The sequence below is a fragment of the Aeromonas sp. SrichE-2G genome, assembly GCF_017939565.1.
GTDB lineage: Bacteria > Pseudomonadota > Gammaproteobacteria > Enterobacterales > Aeromonadaceae > Aeromonas > Aeromonas taiwanensis.
Genome location: NZ_JAGKRG010000004.1, coordinates 752,072 through 774,937, shown reverse-complemented (window position 1 = coordinate 774,937; position 22,866 = coordinate 752,072). Strand labels below are relative to the sequence as shown.

Annotated in this window: 17 protein-coding genes; 15 read left to right on the top strand and 2 right to left on the bottom strand. The window is 55.6% G+C overall.

Annotation, left to right across the window (positions count from 1 at the left end; genetic code table 11):
* Nucleotides 1-260: 260 nt before the first annotated feature.
* The 5 genes from J9885_RS05595 to J9885_RS05575 are packed head-to-tail and all read left to right on the top strand — an operon-like array spanning nucleotide 261 to nucleotide 5,383.
* Nucleotides 261-1,298, top strand: coding sequence for an AI-2E family transporter (locus J9885_RS05595; RefSeq protein WP_245155488.1), 1,038 nt, complete (start codon nucleotides 261-263; stop codon nucleotides 1,296-1,298).
* 4 nt (nucleotides 1,299-1,302) lie between these two features.
* Nucleotides 1,303-2,814, top strand: a complete 1,512-nt coding sequence (locus J9885_RS05590) for an efflux transporter outer membrane subunit (RefSeq protein WP_210548378.1) — start codon at nucleotides 1,303-1,305, stop codon at nucleotides 2,812-2,814.
* Nucleotides 2,807-3,901, top strand: coding sequence for an HlyD family secretion protein (locus tag J9885_RS05585; protein WP_210548377.1), 1,095 nt, complete (start codon nucleotides 2,807-2,809; stop codon nucleotides 3,899-3,901). Before J9885_RS05590 ends, J9885_RS05585 begins: the two co-directional genes overlap by 8 nt.
* A gap of 23 nt (nucleotides 3,902-3,924) precedes the next feature.
* Nucleotides 3,925-4,953: a DUF2955 domain-containing protein gene (locus J9885_RS05580; protein WP_210548376.1), complete on the top strand. Its 1,029-nt coding sequence runs from the start codon at nucleotides 3,925-3,927 to the stop codon at nucleotides 4,951-4,953.
* Between the two features lies 1 nt (nucleotide 4,954).
* A complete protein-coding gene (locus J9885_RS05575) occupies nucleotides 4,955-5,383 on the top strand; it encodes an ion channel (RefSeq protein WP_210548375.1) in 429 nt (142 codons plus the stop codon).
* An 88-nt stretch (nucleotides 5,384-5,471) separates the two neighbouring features.
* Here the strand turns inward: J9885_RS05575 and J9885_RS05570 are convergent, their stop codons facing one another.
* The gene (locus tag J9885_RS05570) at nucleotides 5,472-7,157 is read right to left on the bottom strand and encodes an FAD-dependent oxidoreductase (RefSeq protein WP_210548374.1); all 1,686 of its coding nucleotides are present in this window, start codon (nucleotides 7,155-7,157) and stop codon (nucleotides 5,472-5,474) included.
* Nucleotides 7,158-7,291: 134 nt separating this feature from the next.
* Here J9885_RS05570 and J9885_RS05565 point away from each other — a divergent pair, with 134 nt between their 5' ends.
* The 3 genes from J9885_RS05565 (at nucleotide 7,292) to J9885_RS05555 (ending at nucleotide 11,888) form a co-directional block, all read left to right on the top strand.
* A complete protein-coding gene (locus tag J9885_RS05565) occupies nucleotides 7,292-10,231 on the top strand; it encodes an EAL domain-containing protein (protein WP_210548373.1) in 2,940 nt (979 codons plus the stop codon).
* A gap of 75 nt (nucleotides 10,232-10,306) precedes the next feature.
* On the top strand, nucleotides 10,307-11,149 hold the full coding sequence (pflA, locus tag J9885_RS05560) for a pyruvate formate lyase 1-activating protein (protein WP_081843780.1): 843 nt from the start codon (nucleotides 10,307-10,309) through the stop codon (nucleotides 11,147-11,149).
* Between the two features lie 97 nt (nucleotides 11,150-11,246).
* Nucleotides 11,247-11,888 carry an energy-coupling factor ABC transporter permease gene (locus J9885_RS05555; protein WP_210548372.1) on the top strand — a complete coding sequence of 214 codons (642 nt, stop codon included), beginning with the start codon at nucleotides 11,247-11,249 and terminating at the stop codon, nucleotides 11,886-11,888.
* 74 nt (nucleotides 11,889-11,962) lie between these two features.
* Here J9885_RS05555 and J9885_RS05550 read toward each other — a convergent pair whose 3' ends face one another.
* A complete protein-coding gene (locus J9885_RS05550) occupies nucleotides 11,963-12,487 on the bottom strand; it encodes an acyloxyacyl hydrolase (RefSeq protein WP_210548371.1) in 525 nt (174 codons plus the stop codon).
* Between the two features lie 800 nt (nucleotides 12,488-13,287).
* On the opposite strand from J9885_RS05550, the gene J9885_RS05545 reads away from it, so the two are divergent.
* From J9885_RS05545 to J9885_RS05515, 7 genes are all read left to right on the top strand, one after another.
* Complete coding sequence (locus J9885_RS05545; RefSeq protein ID WP_210548370.1) at nucleotides 13,288-13,662, top strand: hypothetical protein; 375 nt, start codon at nucleotides 13,288-13,290, stop codon at nucleotides 13,660-13,662.
* Between the two features lie 26 nt (nucleotides 13,663-13,688).
* Nucleotides 13,689-15,458, top strand: coding sequence for a polysaccharide biosynthesis/export family protein (locus J9885_RS05540; protein WP_210548913.1), 1,770 nt, complete (start codon nucleotides 13,689-13,691; stop codon nucleotides 15,456-15,458).
* A gap of 63 nt (nucleotides 15,459-15,521) precedes the next feature.
* A complete protein-coding gene (locus J9885_RS05535; RefSeq protein WP_210548369.1) occupies nucleotides 15,522-16,322 on the top strand; it encodes an ABC transporter permease in 801 nt (266 codons plus the stop codon).
* An 11-nt stretch (nucleotides 16,323-16,333) separates the two neighbouring features.
* On the top strand, nucleotides 16,334-16,984 hold the full coding sequence (locus tag J9885_RS05530) for an ABC transporter ATP-binding protein (RefSeq protein WP_210548368.1): 651 nt from the start codon (nucleotides 16,334-16,336) through the stop codon (nucleotides 16,982-16,984).
* Between the two features lie 15 nt (nucleotides 16,985-16,999).
* On the top strand, nucleotides 17,000-18,202 hold the full coding sequence (locus J9885_RS05525) for a sugar transporter (RefSeq protein ID WP_210548367.1): 1,203 nt from the start codon (nucleotides 17,000-17,002) through the stop codon (nucleotides 18,200-18,202).
* Nucleotides 18,203-18,343: 141 nt separating this feature from the next.
* Nucleotides 18,344-21,169, top strand: a complete 2,826-nt coding sequence (locus J9885_RS05520) for a glycosyltransferase (protein ID WP_210548366.1) — start codon at nucleotides 18,344-18,346, stop codon at nucleotides 21,167-21,169.
* A complete protein-coding gene (locus J9885_RS05515) occupies nucleotides 21,169-22,833 on the top strand; it encodes a hypothetical protein (protein ID WP_210548365.1) in 1,665 nt (554 codons plus the stop codon). Before J9885_RS05520 ends, J9885_RS05515 begins: the two co-directional genes overlap by 1 nt.
* Nucleotides 22,834-22,866 lie beyond the last annotated feature (33 nt).

The window sequence follows — 22,866 nt, the reverse complement described above, 5'->3', positions numbered from 1 at the left end:
ATCTTTGAACAATCTAACCAATATCAATTAGTTAAATATTTTTTAAACATTAAACATCTGTACCGGAAATAACGTGCAGATGACGTCAATGCCTCTTCTTGAGGTAGACAGGCGTTTCATTTATTACAGTAAAAACCATGTTTTCTGACCCGGCGTCCTATGGCCGAGCCCCTATCCCTTGTTCTTGTTGGAGTCATACCAGAATGGAAAATAACGATCTGTCTGTCGTTGAAAAGAGAGTGGTTGCCAGATTCCTGGATATGTTCATCAAGTTTGGCCTGATCCTGGCGCTGGGCTCTTTCTGCTTCACCGTCTTCTCCCCCTTCATGAACATGATGCTGTGGGCCCTGATCCTGGCCGTAACCCTCTACCCCCTCCACCAGCGTCTCGCCGCACGTCTGGGCGGAAAGCAGGGCCGGACCTCCACCCTGCTGACACTGCTGGGCATCCTGTTGCTCGTGGTGCCCACGGTCGCCATGTTCAGCTCCCTGGGTGACAGCGTCAGCGTCCTGGTCGACAAGGTGAACAACGATACCCTGGTGATCCCGGCCCCCTCCGCCGAGATTGCCAACATCCCGCTGATCGGCACCAAGCTGCATGCCCTGTGGACCAAGGCGTCGATGGACCTGTCCAGCTTCATCGTCAGCTACAAGCCGCAGATTGGCGAGCTCACCAAGCGGGCCCTCGGCCTGCTGGCCAGCATGGGGGGCGACCTGCTCGGCTTCGTGTTCTCCTTCATCGTGGCCGGCATCATCATGGCCTTTGGTGCCTCGGGCGCCAACAGCGCCGATCGCATCTTCATGCGCATCACCAATGAGAAGAAAGGGCTGGAGCTGACCAAGCTGTGCACCAGCACCATCCGGGCCGTCGCCATGGGGGTCATCGGGGTGGCCTTCATCCAGGCCTTGCTGGCCGGCATCATCATGTCCATCGCCGGGATCCCGGCGGTCGGCGTCCTGTTCGTGCTGGCCTTGATCCTGGGGATCGCCCAGGTCCCCGTCCTCCTGGTCACGGGGCCGGTCATCGCCTACATGTGGATGTCGGGGGATCACGGCACCCTGCTCAACATCGTCTACACCGTGCTGCTGCTCGTGGCCGGCATGGCCGACAACGTGCTCAAGCCGCTGCTGCTGGGACGCGGTGTCGATGCCCCCATGCCGGTGGTCCTACTGGGCGCCCTGGGCGGCATGGCGACCAATGGCATCCTCGGCATGTTCATCGGCGCCACCATGCTCTCCATCGGGTATCTCATCTTCATGGCCTGGGTCGACGACGGTCTGGCCAACCCGGAAAAATAACCCCATGGCCGAACGACCCGTCATTCGCCCCCTGCTTGTCGGGGGGTCTTGCCTGTTGCTGAGCGCCTGTACCCTGCTTGGTCCCGACTATCAGACCCCCCGGGTCGAGGAGATAAGCAGCTGGCAGGGCGCCCGCGAAAGCCAGCAGGCGGCGACCACGGCCGACTACCGCCAGTGGTGGGACAAGCTGCACGATCCCGTGCTCAGCGCCCTGGTGCAGGAGGCGCTGCAAAAAAACCCGGATGTCCGGATTGCAGGGCTTCGCATCCTCGAGGCCCAGGCCCAGCTCGGCATCGCCGAGAGTCTGCTGGGCCCCCAGGCGACGGTGGGCACGGCAGAGTTCCTGCAGGCCGGCCAGAGCCGCAACGGCCACAGCAGCGCGGGCAGCAGCTACGGCGCCGGGTTCAATCTCGGCTGGGAGCTCGACTTCTGGGGCAAGTTCCAGCGCGGGGTCGAGGCGGCGGACGCCAGCTACTTTGCGACCCTGGCCCAGTATGATGACGTCCAGGTGCTGATGGCAGCCCAGGTGGCCCAGCTCTACGTGAGCATCCGCACCCTGGAGGCCAGGCTCATCATCGCCCGCGAAAACGCCCGCATCCAGGAGCGCAGCCTGCAGATCACCGAGCGGCAGTTCAAGAGCGGCAACACTGCCGAGCTGGACGTGCAGCAGGCCAAGACTCAGTACCTGGGCACCCTCTCCAGCATTCCCCAGCTCGCGACCACGCTGCGCCAAAGCCAGAATGCCCTCTCCGCTCTGCTCGCACGCTCCCCCGGGCCCCTGCCCGAGATGCAGGAAGGCACAGGCGTCATTCCCAAGGGCGAGCTGGCGCTGGTTGCCGAGATGCCCGCCGATCTGCTGCGCCGTCGTCCCGACGTGCGGGCGGCAGAGCGACAGCTGGCCGCCCAGTCGGCCCTGATCGGCGTGGCCGAGAGCGATCTCTATCCCTCCATCACCCTGCTCGGCACCCTCGGGATCAACGCCGCCGGCGGTGAGAGCGGCACCTACTCCTGGGGGATTGGCCCCTCGCTGAGCTGGAACCTGTTCGATCAGGGGCGTCTTGGCAACCAGATCCTGGTGCAGGATGCCCGCTTCCAGCAGCTTCACGAACGTTATCGCGACAGCGTGCTCCAGGCGGCCCGCGAGGTGGACGACGCCGCCGTGGCCTATGCCAACGGCCAGGAGGAGATCACCCTGCTGACCCAGACCGGCGAGGCGGCCCGCCGCTCACTCGAGATCGCCAACACCCAGTATCGCGAGGGCATGGCGGACTTCCAGCGCGTGCTCGACTCCCAGCGCGCCCTGTTCAGCCAGCAGGAACGGCTGGTCAACAGCCGGGGCGCCCGGATGCGCGACCTCATCACGCTCTACAAGGCACTGGGCGGCGGCTGGGAGCAGGGGCGCGAACGCCCCCTGGTCACCTCCGAAGTGGATGCCCAGCTGCGCAAGCGCGCCGACTGGGTTCCCCTGCTCGACGCCGCCCGCCCCATGACTCAGAAGGCAAGCGCCCATGACTGACAACACCACCTCTCCCGGCCAGTCCAGCCGTCGGGCCACCCTAGGGCTGCTGGGGATCATCCTGCTGCTGCTCGGCTGGTATCTGCTGGCCGACAGGCTCACCCCCTACAGCTCCCAGGCCCGCGTGCAGGCCTTCGTGGTGCCCATCGCCGCCGAGGTCTCCGGCCAGATCCAGAAGGTCCATGTACGCGACAACCAGGACGTGGATGCCGGCACCCCCCTGTTCGAGATCGATCCCGAGCCCTATGACATCGCTCTTGCCAAGGCGAGATCCGACTATCAGACGGTCCTGAGCGGCGTCAAGGCGAGCACCGAAGGGGTCAAGGCGGCGGAAGCCTCCCTGATGGCCATGCGCGCCGCCTATGACAACGCCGCCAAGGATGCCCAGCGCCAGGAGCGGCTCTATCGCGAAGATCCGGGGGCCATCTCGGTGCGCCGCCTCGAGGTGGCCCAGGCCAACCGCGAGACCGCGAAGAGCCAGGTGGCGGCGGCCGAGGCCGACGTCCGGCGCGCCATCGAGGCGGCTGGCGCCACCGGGGAGGACAACTCCCAGCTGCTCAGTGCCCGCTCGGCGGTCAACAAGGCCGAGCTGGATCGCCAAAACACTCACGTGGTAGCGCCGGGGCGCGGCCTCATCACCGACCTACGCACGGACACCGGCCAGTTTATCGGTGCCGGCTCCCCGGCCATGACCCTGATCGCCATCCACGACGTCTGGGTCTCGGTGGACATGACGGAGAACAACCTGGGCAACATTCGGCCCGGTGACAAGGCTGCCATTTTGCTCGACAGCCTGCCCGGCCAGCTGTTCGAGGGAGAGGTGCTCAGCATCGGCTACGGGGTCAGCACCGGCAAGAGCCAGCCCGCCGGCACCCTGCCCACCGTGGACAACAGCCGCGACTGGCTGCGCCAGGCCCAGCGTTTCCCGGTCAAGATCGCCTTTCGGGCCGACGATCAGCCCCCGGTCGACGCGCTGCGGGTCGGCGGGCAGGCCGACGTGCTGGTCTACACCGGCGGCAACTGGGTGATGCACTGGCTGGGGGGGCTCTACATCCGGTTGATGAGTCTCTTCTCCTTCCTCTATTGAGGTCCATGACGTGGAGCCGTCCCATGCATAACCTCGACCGGGCAGTGCTGCGCATCGGCACTGGCATCGGGCTCTCGGCAGGCCTCTGTTACGGCATGGGCCTGCCCATGCCCCACCTCGGCGTCATCATCGCCTGGGTCGTGCTGTGCCAGCCCGGCGAGCCGATCGGCCTCAAGAAGGGGGCCTTGGGCGGACTCCTGCTGCTGGGGATCATGGTCTCCGGGGTGCTGCTGGTGCCCCTGCTGACCCACTACGCCCTGGCCAGCGTTTTGCTCGTCGCCCTGATGCTTTATCTGCTGATGCAACAGGGGATGGCTGGCAAAGGCGCCGCCGCCATGCTGCTCACCATGGCCATCACGGTGATCCCGATAGCCGGTCTCATCGAACAGCGACTGGCCATCGCCATCGCCCAGATGATGGGTGTGGGGATCCTGGTGGGCGTCCTGGTCAACCGCATGGCACATGCACTCTTTCCCCCCATGCCGGTGGCGGCCTCCCAGAAAAAAACCGCCCACCAGCCCCCCGAGCATCCCGAGCGGCTCGCCCTGCGCGCCGTGGCCATCGTGCTGCCGGTCTGGCTGCTGGCACTCGGCAATCCGGCGTTCTACATCCCCGCCGTCATGAAGACGGTGGCCCTGGCCCAGCAGAGCACCTCCCTCAATGCCAGACTGGCGGGTCAGGAGCTGGTGCTCTCCACCCTGATGGGGGCCCTGCTGGCGCTCGCACTCTGGATGGGGCTCAGCCTCTGGCCGTCCCTGTTGATGCTGGTGCTGATGCTGGTGCTGATGACGCTCTGGGTGGCGCGACGTCTGGTTCCGCTGGTGGCAAGCCGCTTCCCGCCCTCGTTCTGGAGCAACGCCTGGATCACGGCGCTCATCCTGTTTGGCCCGGCCATCGAGGACAGCGCTAACGGCAAGGATGTCTGGATGGCGGCCGCCATGCGGTGCGGCCTCTATCTGCTGGTGGCCGGCTACGGCTGGTTGTGTATCTTGCTGCTGGAGCAGTGGTGGCCGGTCGGCCGCCCCCTGGCAGAAGCCAAATTAGGAGAGTGACATGTTCCTCATTTTTATGGTCGGCATCCCGGTGATCCTGGTCAACATGCTGCTGCAATCCCTGGTCTCCGTCTGGTGTGTTCGCTTCTATATCAAACACTTCAAGGAGCAGGAAGGGGCCCTGGCCGGCATACTGGCCCTGTTTGGCATCATCACTCTGGTGATGCTGGGCAACCTGACACAGATCGGGGTCTGGGGGGCGCTTTTCCTCTGGCTTGGGGAGTTCAGCACCCTGCACGAGGCCATCTACCACTCCGGTGTCAACTTCGCCACTCTGGGGTATGGGGACATCGTCATGAGTGAAAAGTGGAAGCTGCTTGGCCCGCTGGAAGCCGTCAACGGTGCCCTGATGGTTGGTCTCTCCGGCGCCTGCATGCTGACCGTGCTGCAGCAGCATATCGGCAAGCAGCTGAAGAACAGAGGCCACTGACCCTCCCCCGCCTGGAAGAAGAAAAGCAAGGGGGCCGCTCTGTCGAGTGGCCCCCTTGTCATTGAGAGCGGCCAGCGATGGCCCTCCCCTATTCGGCGATCGCCATCTGCCAGGTCTTGAAGCCGCCGGAGAGGTTCTTCACCTTGAAGCCGTGCTGGCTCAGCACCCGGCAGGCCACGTGACCGCGCAGCCCCACCTGGCAGCTGATGAGCAGCTCCTTGTCCCTGGGCAACTCATCGAGGCGGCCGCGCAGCTCATCCAGCGGAATATGCATCGCCCCAGGGATGCGGCCCAGCTTGTCGAGCTCCGGGGTGTTGCGCACATCCAGCACCATCTGATGAGGATGGCGGGCCTGCACCTCGGCTGCGTGGCAGAGGGTGGTATCTCCTTTCAGATGGTTGCTCGCCACGAACCCCGCCATGTTGATCACGTCCTTGGCCGAACCAAAGGGCGGTGCATAGGTGAGCTCCAGATCCTGCAGATCGAACACGGTGAGGCCGGCACGCTGGGCCACCGCCAGCACGTCGATGCGCTTGTCGACGCCGTCCTTGCCGATGGCCTGGGCGCCGTAAATCTTGCCATCCGGGGCAAACAGCAGCTTGAGGCTGACCGGGTGGGCGCCGGGGTAGTAGCCGGCGTGGCTGCCCGGGTGGACATAGGCCTTCTCGAACGGCAAGCCCAGCTGCACCAGCCGCTTCTCGTTCAGGCCGGTGCTCGCCACCGCCAGATCGAACAGCTTGCAGATGGCGGTCCCCTGGGTCTTCTTGTAGGTTTCGCGTCGCCCCAGCATGTTGTCGGCGGCGATGCGGCCCTGACGGTTGGCCGGGCCCGCCAGGGGAATGAGCACGGATTCTCCGGTCACGAAGTCGGTCTCCTCCACCGCATCCCCCACCGCATAGATGAAGGGATCCGAGGTGCGCATGCCCGCATCCACCTTGATGCCGCCCCGCGGGCCCAGCTCCAGTCCGGCCTGGGCGGCGAGCAGGGTCTCGGGTTTGACCCCGATGGCGAGGATCAGCAGACCGGTGTCGAGATGGGTGCCATCGCTCAGGGTCAGACGCAGCCCACCCCGTCGTTCGGCGGTCACGGCGGCGGGGTCCGCCAGCACATCCAGGCTCTCGATGGCCGAGAGGCCGGTACGCAGGCGCAGATCCACCCCCTCCTCGCGGATGCGGGCGTGAAGCATGTTGGCCATCTCTCTGTCCACCGGCGCCATCACCTGATCGGAAAGCTCCAGAAGGGTCACTTCAAGCTTGCGCTGGTGCAGGGCCTCCATCATCTCCAGGCCGATGAAACCGCCCCCCACCACGGTGACGTGGCGAGGCTTGCCCTGCTCAAGGGCCGCCAGGATGCGGTCCATGTCCGGGATGTTGCGCAGGGTATGCACGCCCGGGCTGTCGATGCCGGGGAAGGGCGGGCGAATGGGGGCCGCACCGGGGCTCAGCAACAGGGCATCATAGGGTTCGCTAAGCACCTCCCCGCTTTGCAAATTGCGCACCAGCAGGGTCTTGCCTGCCTTGTCTATCTCGATGACCTCGTGGAAGACCCGCACATCGACGTTGAAGCGGCGCTTGAAGCTCTGCGGTGTCTGCAGCAAGAGAGCATCACGGCCAGGAATGTCCCCCCCGATGTGATAGGGCAAGCCGCAGTTGGCAAAGCTGACGAACTCCCCCCGCTCGAACACCACTATCTCGGCCTCTTCATTCAAGCGCCGCGCTCTGGCCGCCGCCGATGCGCCCCCGGCCACGCCGCCCACGATCAGGATCCGTTTCATCTGCAAGACTCCAGTCAACAGGAAATGAACAATAAATTAGATCTTTCTAATTTAGACTTCAATGAAATTTTGTTTGCCACGGTTTTGCAGTATTCTTGGCCTCCGGCAATTGCTCAACAGGATAGTGTCCGTTCATGTCGTCTACCGCACTCAGTCATCTTCCGACCGCCAGCCAGGCCCCGCTGTTCTTTCGCCTGGATACCCGTAGTCAACGGCTGGTTGCCCTGACCGATGTGATGCAGACGCCGCTTCACTGGCTCGATGAGCCCCGCAGTGCCTGGCCTGCCCAGTTGCCTGATGCCCTGCGCCAGCCCATCGAGCAACGGCTCGCCAGCGGCAAGGGGGGCAAGCTCCTGCTGCGCTTCGCCTCCCAGCAGTGGCACATCTCCCTCTCCCGCGAGCAGGACGCCTTCTGGCTCATCTGCCTCCAGACCCAGTCCCAGGAGAGCGCGGCCAGCCTGTCGCTGCAACTGCCTCGCCTGAGCCAGATGGCCAGCCAGCAACAGTACGCCGCCATGCTGGAGAGCCTCAAGGAAGCGCTGGGGGCAGATCGCCTGATCCTCTGGCACTACCAGGCCAACGGGTCTCTTGGCAGCGAACAGCTGACCCCCGTCTTCACCCTGGATGTCGAGTCCCTCGGCGCCATTCGTGGCGACAGTCGCTATATCCGGGCCCTGCGTACCCGGGGCGCCCTGAGCTTCTCGGAGGCGGCCCACCAGCCCATGCTGAGCCAGCACTATTACCTGTCCGATGCCAACGTCTGCTCCCGCCTGGACGGTGCCCTGCTGGAGCAGGAGAAGCTCATCGGCGTGCTCAGCCTCGAATATGCCGAGAGCACCCTGATCGGCGACGAGGCCCTGCAGCTGGTGCGCCAGTGCGCCCAGTTACTGGGTCACTGGCAACCGGAACCCGTGGAGGTGGAGTCCCCCTCCATGGCGCCCCCCGCCGACCTGGCTGGCAAGACCGGCAATGACTACTGCCGCACCCTGCTTCGCTGGGCCATGCAAGCCTGTGGGGCCCCTCTCGGCTGGATCGGCGAGTTCCAGCCCCGCGGCCAGGATCTCTGGTTCATGCCGCGCTGCGTGCTGGACGGAGACAGCTTTTCCACTTTCAAGGCCATGCGCATGGAATTTGGCCCGGGCCAGGAGATCTTCCAGCACGGCCAGAGCCTCTATGTGGAAGATCTGGCCCTGCGCTATCCCCAGGCCAGCCAGTTGCTGGCCCTCAATGCCAAGGCCTACCTCGGCATTCCGCTGCCTGGCCCTAACGGTGTCCCCCTGGGCCAGCTTACCCTGTTGCTTGGCGGGCCTCTGGCCGACCCCATGCCCCTGCTCGACGCCCTCTACGAACAGCGTGAACGGGCCGCCGTCGAGCTAGGGCGCCTTGTCAACGATGACGCCCTGCGCCTGGCCGAGGTGGCCTTCAACACCCACGATGGCCTGCTGGTGATGGATCACGGTGGCATCATCCTCAAGGTCAACGCTTCCTTCAGCCGCATCACTGGCTTCGCGGGCGAGGAGATGATAGGCCAGCACATCGAGGCCCTGAGACCCACCTACTATGGCGACAGCCTGAAAGAAGACGTGATCACCGCCGTCAACCGCCAGGGATACTGGCTGGGAGAGGAACAGTGCCTGCACAAGGAGGGTCGTCTCTTCCCGGTGCGGCTCATGGTGAGCGGTGTCAGGGATGAGGCAGAGGAGTTCAGCCACTTCGTCTGCAGCTTCCACGACATCACCCAGGAGAAGGAGGCGGCCCGCCACATCGAGCGCCTCGCCTATTACGACGACCTGTGCGATCTCTACAACAGGCGCAGCCTGAACGACATCATGCAGCGCACCCTGCAGGTCCCGAACGGTCAGTGGGGGGCCCTGCTGCTGCTGGATCTGGACAACTTCAAGTCGATCAACGACTCCCTCGGCCATGCCAGCGGCGACCTGCTGCTCCAGGCCGTGGTGGTGCGCCTCAAGTCCCTGCCCCAGGAAAACCTGGTGCTGGCCCGCACCTCGGGGGACGAGTTTGCCCTGCTGTTCACGGCGCTCGGCCAGGGCTATGTTACCGCCAAGATCCTGGCGGAGCATTTCGCCCGGGAGCTGATGGGGCTCTTCCGTGCCCCCTTCGACATCGGCGAGCACAAACTGCACTGCAGCGCCTCCGTGGGGATCAGCCTGTTCAGCGATGACGACAAGGATCATCTGGCCCTGATGCAGCAGGCCGATACGGCGGTGCACATGGCCAAGCGAGCCGGCCAGGGTAACCACATCTTCTTCAGCGAGGCCATGGCGGAGAGGGAGAAGAGCAAGCTGGCCCTCAACAACCAGTTGCGCGATGCCCTGCGCAACAACGAGCTGGTGCTGCACTACCAGCCCCAGTACAGGGTCGACAATGGCAGCCTCTCCGGGGTGGAGGCCCTGCTGCGCTGGCAGAAGGCCGACGGCACCATGGTCCCTCCCGGCGAGTTCATCCCCATCGCAGAAGAGACCACCCTGATCCAGGAAATTGGCTACTGGGTGATAAAGACCGCCTGTGCCCAGTACAGCTACTGGCTCAACAACGGCCTCATCATTCCTCACCTGTCGGTCAACGTCAGCGCTCGCCAGTTCCACACCGCCGGCTTCGTGCAACAGGTGGAGTACATACTGCGGGACACCGGCGTGCCCCCGTCGCGCCTGCTGCTGGAGATCACCGAGTCCGTGGTGCTGGAAAACCGGCTGGAGAGCATCGCCAGGATCCGCCAGCTCAAGGCCATCGGCCTGCTCATCTCTATCGACGACTTCGGCACAGGCTATTCTTCCCTCGCCTATCTGCGCGATCTGCCCGCCGACGAGGTCAAACTGGATAGGAGCTTCATCCAGACGCTGGTGCACAGCGAGCAGGACAAGGCCATCGTCAAGGCCATCCTGGATCTCGCCCGGGTATTTCGCTTCACCGTCACCGCGGAGGGGGTAGAGGAAGAGGAACAGCTGGCCGTGCTCAAAACTCTGGGGTGCCAGCATTATCAAGGCTTCCTCACCAGCCGGCCACTCCCCGTCAAGGCGCTGGAGAGCCTGCTGAGTACTGCCGTCTCGGGCTAAACATGTAGGATTTATAGGGCTTTTTGTCATAAAATAACGACCGCTCGAACCTTGTCCGAACCATTGGAGTCGTCTATGTCAGTCATTAACCGGATCCCTGCCGTTGAACCCAAGGGGCCTGCCGACCAGGGCTCGCGGCAGATCGCCGCCGTTGAAGCCAGCGACACCAGCAGCACCGACGTCATTGGCCGGATCCACTCCGTCGAGACCTGCGGCACCGTCGACGGCCCCGGCATCCGCTTCATCGTCTTCATGCAGGGCTGCCTGATGCGCTGCAAATACTGCCACAACCGGGACACCTGGGACACCCAGGGTGGCCGCGAGGTCACCGTGCCCGAGCTGATGAAGGACCTCACCAGCTATCGCCACTTCATGAATGCTTCGGGCGGCGGCGTCACCGCCTCCGGGGGAGAAGCCATGCTGCAGCAAGGCTTCATCGCCGAGCTGTTCGCCGCCTGCAAGGCGCAAGGGATCCACACCTGCCTGGACACCAACGGCTTCGTGCGTCACTACGACGAGCTGCTCGATCGGGTGCTCGACAACACCGATCTGGTGCTGCTCGACATCAAGCAGATCAACGACGAGAAGCACATTCCGCTTACCCACGTCAGCAACAAGTACACCCTGGAATTTGCCCGTTATCTGGCATCCCGCGGCCAGACCATGTGGATCCGCTACGTGGTGGTGCCCACCTGGTCCGACGATGACGAGAGTGCCGAAGGGCTCGGCCAGTTCATCGCCGAGCTGGGGGAGTGCGTCGAGAAGGTGGAACTGCTGCCCTACCACGAGCTCGGCAAACACAAGTGGGACGTGCTGGGAGACACTTACGATCTGGTCGGCATCAAGCCCCCCAGCAAGGAGACCATGGACAGGATCCAGGGCATCCTCGGCAAGTATCACCCCAACGTGAAGTATTGAGACAGGAGGCCGCCCGGCACAGGGCGGCCTCTTTGCATTGCGCCGCAGGCGCCCGCCACGGCGTCATCACTGACAGCTATACCCGAGGGAACAGGTCATGAGTGAAGGACAAGTCGCCGCCCTCCTGCTCTGGCTGGTGCTGCTCGCCTTCAGCCTGAACGCCTCCCTGCTGCGCACCCTCCACGCCAACCCGCTCTACCAGCACCTCTGCCTGGGAAGCGCCATCGTCCTGGTACCGCTCTGGACCCTGCGGGCCGGGCTGCACGAGGGGCTGGAGATCCACTTTCTCGGCCTCACCAGCCTGACCCTGCTGCTGGGCTGGCGCCTCGCCCTGCTCGCCCCCTGCCTCACCCTGCTGATCCTCTCAGCCTTCGATGTCACCGAACTCGCGGACATCGGCTGGCAGGCCCTGATCGGCGTCGCCCTGCCGGTGGCCACCAGCTGGCTGCTGTTTCTGGCGACCTGGGCCTGGCTGCCCCGCCACCTCTTCGTCTACCTGTTCGTGGCCGCCTTCCTCGGAGGGGCCCTCAGCATCTCGGTCAAGATCCTCGCCAGCGCCCTGCTGATGGGGATGAGCGGCACCTACCCCTGGCATATCATCAGTGCCGACTACCTCTCCATCTGGCCGCTGCTGCTCTTTCCCGAGGCCCTGCTCAACGGCATGACCATGACCCTGCTCGCCGTCTACCGCCCCCACTGGGTCAATACCTTCTTCGATCGGGAGTATCTGGGGCGCTAAGAACTGGCTTCATATTGGCGGCATGGGGACTAATCACTGCCGCCATACCGCACCATGCCTAGAGGCCTGTCAGGCTAAAATCTGTACTCAATATGCAGGGTATGACTATCAAGCGAGGGATTGACATCATACATTTTGCCATTGGACATGTGCTCATATTGGTAGCCAATCATCCAGCTCTTATGAAAGACATAACCCACTCCCAACCCTGTCGATAGCTGGACAGGCCCCCCATAATCCTTGAAGCCATTACCTCTATGACCAAACTCATACTTGCTGAGCCAGAGCACTTCAAACGGCATCCATACGACCCAATTGCCCCATAGACATTCGGCGCGCGCCCCGGCTCCCAGCCTGGCCCCTGCCTCATGGCCCACATCCAGCAGGCCGCCACGCCCCCCCAAACCCAACTGGCAGCCTGAGTCCCCCCAGTGCCAGAACATGTGATGGTATTTCACATCGACGGTAAATATGTCGAGTTTCTCGCTTTCGGCAGGTGTTCCAAGCTGCAAAACTACAACCTCGTCACTAGCAATGGCTGCTGTACTTATGCCAAGCGAGAGCAAAAGCCTAACGATAGAGTAAAAATTGGCGTCCATGCCTCCTCCTTCACCTTGCTACCCCCGTCGCTCAAGCGTCAAACGGGCACACATCAGGCATAGCCAGTGAAGGGAAAGGCTGTCAACTCAACACCAAAAACTAAAAATAAAGATTTTTAAGAGGAATTAGTCTACAGAATGTACCAGGAAGCATAATAGAAAGAGATATTTCACTAATGACATACACAACGTAAGACTTAATGAATCAATTCTCCACTGACATGCACGTGATTGCCATTGATGCAACAAAAAACACTCATCATATGATTGGCATTACAAAAAATACTTCTTAAAACCCTTCTAGACTGATTAAAACTTCACCACACATACTCATCAGACCTGTTTAGGTTATCCCTATGCATAGAAAATATACATATATAACAATGAATTAAATTATCACATCGTCACTACCATAAGTGAACAACAAGCATTGACTCATTCGCAACCCATCTGTAATATGCGCTCGGCATAAATTTAAACATGACGAGCGTCTCGAAATGACGCAATATACGCGGGCTCAGCTCTTACACGGCAGAGATGCTATTCAAACAGAGCTTTTCTAACCGCCTGTTTTTATATGCTCATTTAATTTCAAGCCCCAAGCTGCCCCCATACGACCGGAACTATGTCATTTCCGTGCGGTAGCTTTTCTCTTTTTTCTTTGTATATAGCGTATTACTATGTACAGCTTCGGTTAAGCCAACCCTCTTGCCAACATTGTAATCACGACAAAGAAACAAAAAAGCAACACCAGAGACGCGCTCACATCTCAATTTTGACTCCATGGATAATATTGACACATGAACTATGCAACCCGGTTTCTGGCGATATCGCTAGCTGTGTGTATTGCTGGCTGCGCATATGAACCAAAGCAGGTCGAAGCCTCTCGCCCGCTTGTCAATCCATCTGCGACCAGCGCTCAACCCGCCATGCCAGCAAATGTGCAGCAAGCACTCAATACCCTGCCTCAAGGGGCTGTCATCAGCACAAACAACATCACATTCACCCTGGGTCAGCGCTACGTGTCCGCCTTGGGGCTGGAATGCGCCGAGCTGTTGGTTAACAGCTATCAAGGCCACTCACAAAGAAGTGCCGCATGCAAACGTGACGAGCTTTGGTACCAGCTCCCCCAACTGGAACAGGCATCTGTCGGCAACCTGTTGGCTGACCAATAAACATCAAGGGATATGTTTTGAAGAAAATGAACATTCGTCAGCTGAGTGCCTTCCTGTTTTTCGTCAGTGCCTCTTGCACCACCATGGCGGCCAGCGCACCGGATCTGTCCCAATCAAATGGCACATCGTTTGGCTATAACCTGTCCGGTCTGGCTAGTGATAACCATCGGCCTCAACTCGGCGGTTCATCCACATTGAGCGGCCAAGCCAACACGAGTGCCACAACCGGTAGCTTTGCCCAGCAGAATCGGCAAGGCATGTTACTGCCCGGCGAAGCCGATGTGCGGAAGTTGCTGCCACAGGCCGAAGCCGGACTCCCTCCCCCCTATGGAGCCAATCTGTTTGCCGGGGGATATGAAACAGAGCGCAGCGATGGCTTGAATGACAATTATCTGATTGCGCCCGGAGACAAGCTCAATATCTGGATCTGGGGGGCTGTCAACTTCTCCAACGTCGTGACCGTCGACAATCAGGGCAATATTTTCATTCCCGACGTGGGCCCTATCAATGTCAAGAATGTCCCTGCCAGCCAAATCAATAACTTGGTCACCAGCAAAATTGGTGATGTGTTCACCAACAACGTCAATATCTATGTCAATTTGCTGACGACCACCCCGGTGAGTGTATTCGTCACCGGCCCGGTGATCCGTCCGGGTCAATATGCCGGGCAATCTTCCGACAGCGTGCTCTACTTCCTCAAGCGGGCTGGTGGTATCGATTCAGACCGCGGCAGCTACCGTAAAATCAAAATCTTGCGCCAGAACCAGGTCATACAGCAGCTAGATCTGTATGAGTTCATGCAGAAAGGCCGCATGCCCAAGCTGTCTCTGAAAGACCAGGACGTCATCCTGGTCGAGCCTCAAGGCCCCATGGTCAATGTGGCTGGCAAGGTTCGCAATCCGTTCCGCTTCGAGTTGAAACAGCACAATACGCTGGGATCCGAGCTGGTCAATTATGCCCTTCCCCTCGCCAAGGTGAGCCATGTCGGGGTGGTCGGTGATCGCTCAAGCGGCCCCTTCTCCATCTATCTGCCTTACAAGGATTTTGCCCAGGTGCAACTCAAGGATGGCGACAAGGTCCTGTTCAACGATGATATGCACGCACAGGTTTACGACGTGCAGGTCAGCGGCAGTTATATGGGCCCCTCCTACTTCACCGTACGCAAAGAAACCAAACTGCACGATCTGCTCAATCACATTCCGATTAACCCGGATCTGGCTGATTACCAATCCATCTATCTGATGCGCAAGAGTGTTGCCATCAGGCAGAAAGAGATGTTGGATGAGTCTCTCAACCGGCTGGAACGCAGCGTATTCACCGCTCCGGCCAGTTCGGATGGGGAAGCGACCATCCGGGCCAAGGAAGCAGAGCTGGTCATGCAGTTTGTGGACAAGGCACGCAAGATCCAGCCCCTTGGCAAGGTCGTGGTCGCCGACAAGGGCATCATCGCCAACATTCAACTGGAGCAGGGCGACCAGATCGTGATCCCCAACAAGACGGATCTCATTCAGGTTGGCGGTGAAGTGCTGATGCCACAGGCCGTGGTCTACAACCCCAATGCCGACCTCGATGACTATGTTGCCTGGGCCGGTGGGTTTACCGAACGAGCCAATGATCAGCGCATCGCCGTCGTGCATGCCAATGGTTTGGTGGAGTTCAAGGGTCAGGGCAGTGTACAGCCAGGAGATCAGATCATGGTGTTGCCCAAGGTCGACAGTAAGACCATGCAATCTGTCAAAGACATCACCCAGATCATCTATCAGATCGCCGTGGCGGCAAACGTAGCCATCAACTAAATCGCCCACACCGAACCACGCAGGCTCGTCAATCGGCGAGCCTGCCATAGGGTAAATGACTCCATGCATAAACCCATTCTCAATCAAACACCTCGAACGCCCTTGCAGGTGTTGCGCGATGTGACGTTTGGTTTGCTTATCCGAGAACTGAAGACCCGATTCGGCAGCTACCGACTGGGTTACGCCTGGGCTCTGATCGACCCACTCCTGATGATTAGCGCCTTCAGCCTGATCTTCGGTCTTCGCAACCACAGCGGGTTTGGGGGGGTACCGGCCCCTCTATTTATCACCGCCGGCTATCTGCCTTTTCTCTTTTTCAAGAATGTTGTGAGCAAGCTGCAGTCGGCGGTCGGCGCCAATATGGGGCTGTTCTGCTACCGTCAGGTCACCCCCTTCGCCACCTTCGTTGCCCGCTTTATCCTCGAGGTGATGGTAGGCATGATGGTGGGCATCATCCTGGTGCTGGGGCTGCTCTGGTTTGGTTTCGATGCCATTCCGGCGGATCCCTTGAAAGTCATCCTCATCTATCTGCTGTTGATGGTGTTCTCGTTTTCTCTCGGCATCGTGTTCTGCATCATCAGCACGCTATTTCAGGAGGCTGACAAATTCCTCGGTCTGCTGATGATGCCGCTGATGTTTATCTCTTGCGTGATGTACCCCTTGATTAGCATCCCTACTCAGTATCAACACTGGTTTTTGTGGAACCCATTGGTCCATGCCCTCGAGCTCATACGCAGTGGCTGGATCACGGGGTATAGCAGCCCCAATGTCAGTTGGACCTATCTGTCCGGAATTACCTTGCTGTTGCTGACTTTTGCCATGAGTAGCTATCGCCTGAGCCACCGTCGACTCATCGCCAGCTAATGCGGAACCCTATGATCATTCTTGACAGTGTTTCCAAATACTACCCCACCAAGTTTGGCCGCAACTATGTGCTGCGTGATGTCAGCCTCGCGCTGCCACAGGATCGCAATATCGGCATATTGGGCGTCAACGGTGCGGGTAAATCCACCCTGCTGCGCCTGCTGGGTGGCATGGATATGCCCAGCAAGGGTAAGGTGATTCGTCAATGTCGCGTCTCCTGGCCGCTGGCCTTGAGCGGTGGGTTTCAAGGAAGCATGACGGGACGGGAAAACACCCGTTTCGTCTGCCGCATCCACGGGGTGCGCGATACCCGGGAAGTCGAGGAGTGGGTCAAGGAGTTTTCCGAAATCGGCCAGCACTTCGAACTGCCGATCAAAACCTACTCTAGCGGCATGAAATCCAAGTTCTCCTTCGCCGTCAGCATGGCCTTTGACTTTGATATCTATCTGACCGATGAGATCACCTCAGTAGGGGATGCCCGCTTCAAGCAGAAATGCATGGATACGTTCAATCAAAAGCGCGAGACAGCGAGCCTTATCATGGTATCTCACGACATGAAAAACCTGCGCCAACAGTGCGACATGGGGATCTTGCTGCGCAACAGCGCATTGGAAGTCTTCGACGATATCGATGACGCCATCCGCATCTACCAAAATCTATAACAAGCAACAGCCAACATGACTCAACCTATCAGATCGGAAAAACCATCCCGCCTCGTGCGCAAACTGCGCAAGCTCGGCAACGAGCCCAAGCAGTTCTTTATCGATTCCAGCGGTTTTCAGATTGCCCACCGCTCCTGGCAGCAGAGTCTGAAGCTCGGCAGCTTTCTCTGGGTGCTGGCCTGTTTTGCCATCGCCGCCCTCTATCTGGGGGTCATCGCCTCTGATCGCTATGTAAGCCGGGCAGAGCTGATGATCAAGCAGGCGGACCAGGTCAAGATGCTGCCCGATGCTCTCTCTATGCTGGGACTAGGTGGCAGCAATCACCAGGATGTGCTGCTGATCCAGGAGTACCTGAAATCCTGGGATCTGCTGGCCAAGCTGGATAAAGAGCTCAGCCTCAAGTCCCATTACCAGAGCAACCAGGCCGACTATTTCTCCCGCCTGCCACAGGATGTCAGCAGGGAAGACTTCATCGAATACTACCGCAAACACCTGACGCTGCGCCTGGATGAACTGTCGGGCGTGCTCACCATCGAATTGCAGGCGTTTGATCCCGAGTATGGCCAGCAGGTGGTCAGCCTGATGCTTAAAGAGGCCGAAGTCTTTATCAACAAACTCGGCCATCAGGTTGCGAAGGAGCAGCTGATGTTTGTCGAAAAAGAGGTCGATCGCGCCTATCAACGGCTGCAAGAGGAAAAGGCCAAGGTGCTCGCGTTTCAGAACAGCCACCAGTTGATCAGCCCGGAATCCACCAGTAGCGCTCGTCTAGGAGTCGTCAGCCAAATTGAAGCCGAGCTGGTAAGCCAGCAGGCGCAGCTCAAGCAACTGCGCAGCTATATGAAGGAGAGCGCCCCCGCCGTCGTCTCGGTACAGAGCCGGGTCGATGCCCTGACCAGACAACTGGAGCAGGAGCGTGCCAAGCTGACCGGCCAGGATAAAGATGCCATGAACGAAGTCACCGCAGGTTATATGGATGTGCAGACCCAGGCTACCCTGGCAGCGGATCTCTACAAGACGGGCCTTATCAGTCTGGAGCAGGCCAGGATAGAGGCATACCGCAAGCTCAAACACCTGCTAGTCATCAGTCAACCGAGCCTGGCCCAGGATGCTGAATATCCCCGCCGTCTCTACAACTTGGCCACAGTGAGTGTGTTGCTGGTTCTCTTTTATGGGTTGATCGTCATGGGTCTTGCGACCTTGCGTGAACATCAAGACTAAAATATTTTATGGAATATAAAATGACTTAACTATTTACTTATGAATCTTAAATATTCAAAGACACTTTTAAATAAGAATTTATTTCTCACTGCTTTTACAACATAAATAAGAGGGTTAGTATATTTTATGGTACGGGGAAGAATGAAAAAGGCGGGAAAAAAAATAAAAAGCATCTTTAATGCGGTTACCTTAAAAGAAAATGAAATAAAAGGCCATTTTGATGTTATTGATGGTCAGTTCATTCATGGATGGGCAGTCGATAAGAATAAACACACACCAGTAACACTCTCACTTTATGTGAATGATTCAAAGTATAAAAATTTCACTAGTGGAACTTACCGAGAGGACCTATCTCTAGCTGGAATCAACAATGGATTTGCCGGCTTCTCAGAGCACCTTAACTTACAAGAAATAGTTAAGCAGCATGGCTATGATTGCTCAATTTCAGTAAAGTCAGAGCTTGGTTATTATGAGCTTGAAAATTCACCAAAAAAGTTATCCGTACCCGACGTAGTATTTTCAATAGACATATTTGAAAATGGTATTTGTGCTGGTTGGATTGTAGATAAGAACAATGAAGATATATCATTTTCCCTTGATGTTATAATCAATGGCGTGAGCTATCCTGTAGCTGCAAATCTTATCAGAAGTGATCTTTCTGCTATTGGTATCAGTAATTATAAGCATGGTTTTTATGTTAACGCTTTTGACCTATCTGACTCCGATGAGTGTGATGTCTGCGTAGAATTACATTATGATAAGGAGTATACATTGGCTCCCTTGTCAAAATTCTCTTCGTTTTCATCTAAAATTCGATGCCTAACTAATCTCCAATCCTTTCTTCGCAAGGAGGAATATGCATCTATATCAAAATCAAACCACCAAGTGGTTCATTCAATCATTCCTGCGCTAATTGACCAATGTAGGAGCAATAGTGATGTCCCAATGGTTAACAATATTCACATACATAACAATAAAAAAAGTGATACTGTTGCAGTTATTATCCCAGTTTATAAAGGGGTGCAGGAAACTGTAGACTGTATTAATAGTGTTATCCGCGCCACTAATAATACACTCTACAGATTGATAGTGATTAACGACTGCAGTCCAGATCAAGAAATGGAACATGAACTCGCATGTTTCAACACCCATGAATGTATAGAGATATATAAGAACGACGTCAATTTAGGCTTTGTTGGCACAGTCAACAGGGGCATGATTATTGCCGAGGAGCATGATGTCATCTTATTGAATTCAGACACTATCGTTGCTGATGGATGGCTGGATGCGATTATAACTGAAGCATACAAAGTGGATGGGTCTAATATTATTGGTACGGTTACACCTATATCGAACAATGCTACTATCTGTAGTTTCCCTGAATTCTGTATAGATAATCCTCTACCCATTAATTATGACGTAAATATCTTAGCATCTATATGTTCAACTAATACGTCACCTGCTCAGGAGCTACCGACAGCACATGGCTATTGCATGTTCATTAAGCGAGAGGTGCTCAATGATGTGGGGTACTTTGACCATCAGAAATGGGGAAAAGGATATGCAGAAGAGAATGATTTCTCTTTGCGTGCATCCAAGCTTGGATGGAAACATGTCGTAACCAATAAGACTTTCGTCCATCACTTAGGCTCAGTTTCTTTTGCAAGTAGTGCATCTGAATTTATAGCTAAGAACTTGGAAAAACTTAATGGAATATATCCTGACTATCCAGAGCTTGTTTCAAAATTTGTAAAGAAAGACCCTGTTAGAATATTAAGGCAGGAGCTTGCAGAAAAAATAATAAAGACCGAACTTTCTAGATATAACGGGAAGCCAATTCTATTCATTTCCCTCGTCATTGGTGGTGGAACAAAAGTAGCGACTGATGAGATGGAAAGACTACTGAACGATGAAGATCATCCAGTGGTAATGCTCACATGTCGCGAAAATGGGATGTGGCGCTTGTCTCTTGAACAAATAGGTATTTTTTCAGACTATCAGATTGGCGATGAGGAGGAGCGTTTCATTAGTTTCATGAAGGATCTTGGCATATGGCATGTTCATTACCATCATACGCTGCAGTTCCCAACAAAAGTTTGGGATATCCCAAATATGCTTGATTGCCAATATGATGTGACGCTTCATGACTACTATACGATTTGCCCCAGAGCAAACATGGTAAGCCACCATGACAAGTTCTGTGACAATCCAACTATTGATGAATGCAATCGTTGTATCAGAAGTTTGGGTGTGCACGCCTCTTCAAAATTAAAAATTGAAGACATTGGATATAATGTAAAAGATTGGCGTGCTTTTCATAAAGTTAAATTATCAAGTGCCCGTAAAGTTTACACCCCTTCAAATGATACAAAATTAAGAATAAAAAAATACATACCTATCAATAATATAGAGTGTAAATATCATCCAGAAACTCTTGTTAACTCAATGGTAGATCATGAGGCCGGTGCAGAGATCAATATAGGATTTATTGGTGCGATTGGCCCACATAAAGGAATTGATGTCATCAAGGGGCTTGCCAAGCATATCCAGGAAAACAATATAAAAGCCAAACTCACTGTCATTGGATATACATGTGACGATGATCATTTCAAACAATTTGAGTTTGTGACTATCACCGGGAAATATGATAGAAACAATATTCATGATCTTTTCAGAGAAACTGCTTTAGATATAATATTTCTCTCCAGTATATGGCCAGAAACCTTCAGTTATACCTTTACCGAAGCCGTTTCTAGCAGCTTACCGATTGCCACGTTCAAATTAGGGGCGGTTGTTGAACGCGCAGACAACATGAAATCTGTATTACAGCTTCCATTAAATGATGATTATGAAGCTATCTTTAATACCATCAGCACCTACTTATCCACCCCTGTTGCAGAGCAAAGGTCAACTGGCGTACAATACTCATCAATTATTAAAAATTATTATGATATTAAGGTTACATGATGAGTCAACTGATTAATGAAAAAAATATTGGTGATTACTGCAAAGTAAAAATTGTCAGCAATAGCAACTTATGTGTCATCTGTTTTTCTGGTTTTAACACCCCCAAGGGGAAGTTTAACTATATCCGCAGCTTTTCAAATAATGAGTATCATCAGATATATTTAAACACAACCAGTGATGACTATTATCACAAGGGCATTCAAGGCCTAGGCGCCAATCTGAATGAGACCATTTCAAGCCTTAATAAAATATTACAAGAGTTACCCGGCAACGATATACAGGTAGTCACTCTTGGTTGTTCTATGGGGGGCTATGGAGCCCTCCTTTATGGCTCAATGCTAAAGGTGAAAACTATTATAGCTCTAGGCCCCAGTATACCACTATATTCTGAATCATTTTTGGGAAAGCCAGAGCGTCAGAAACACGTTGATATATATAAAGGACTGGAACGAATAATTATAGGCTCAAACACCGAAAAAATTATAATTCATGGCGATAGTATGATTAGCGATATATTAACCCATGAGAAATTGAAAAAGTCAAAAAACTCTGTGTGCAGACATCTATGGGGATGTAGCCACTCTCAAGCCGAGATACTGAAGGGGAAGTTGAACTTAAGTGTTTTCATTGAAAATAAAGATAAGGCACTGGCTCATATTGAAAGTACATTCCCATCATTCAATCTATCTCAAGAACAGTATTTTCTATTACACAATCTATTCGCACCAGAAAATACTGATGGGATCTGTCGCACTCCCCTTGATATCGACAGCATCGATGATTTACACCACACTGTACTATATTGCGTTGCTGTATCCAACATTATACGAAACAGACCGATGGCAAAAAAATGCTTTGCGCTAGCTCTAGAGAAGCACCTCCACTATCGCTCTGCCAAGCGCTATTTTGACATTGCGTTACAGCCCGATGAACGCATGCACTTGTTAACTTTGATAGAAAGCAGTATTTACAGCTTTGGTATTGAACATCTAGAAATGTCAGAAATAGTCTCATTAAAGAAAATTTATGACGAGTTGACAGTAGCCGTTTACCCTCAGGAGAGACGCACTCTGGTGGCCAATGAGGGTTATCTTGATAGACATAACGGGGAGACGCTATTTGGCTGGTGCCTTAACCGGAACAGTACAGAAGCAGCCAACGTGGATGTTTATTTCGAACGCAATGCATTCCCACGTTGTCAGGTTGTGAGCGATAAATTCCGTGGTGACTTGAAGACTGCAGGAAAAAGGGGGGGGCATTGCGCATTTAGCCTTCCATTAAATGTATATGAGCCCGTACTAATAAATAGCACACGTGCTTATGCCGTTGAAAAAAGTGCTAATGAGCATATCAATAACTCAGGCATCCCCATCCTCCCCCCATTCATTCATTTTTATGTCGAAAGAATTGTAGATGGTGTTATTTATGGTTGGGTGTATGACAGAAATCATCCAACAAACTTTATTGACATCTCAGCATCCAATAAAATCAAGGGTACCAAGGTGATCATCAACCGATTTGTAAGGGCGGATATGCAAAGCCAGGGCATTAATGAGCTTGCTGGCTTTAGCATACAGTCTGCCAATAACGCTTACGAACCAGAGTTTCTCGAAGTATTTTTAAAGAACACCAATCTTCGTATCTCTAGAGCTATCATGGTATAAATCCAATGCTACTGACCAATATATCTTCAAAAA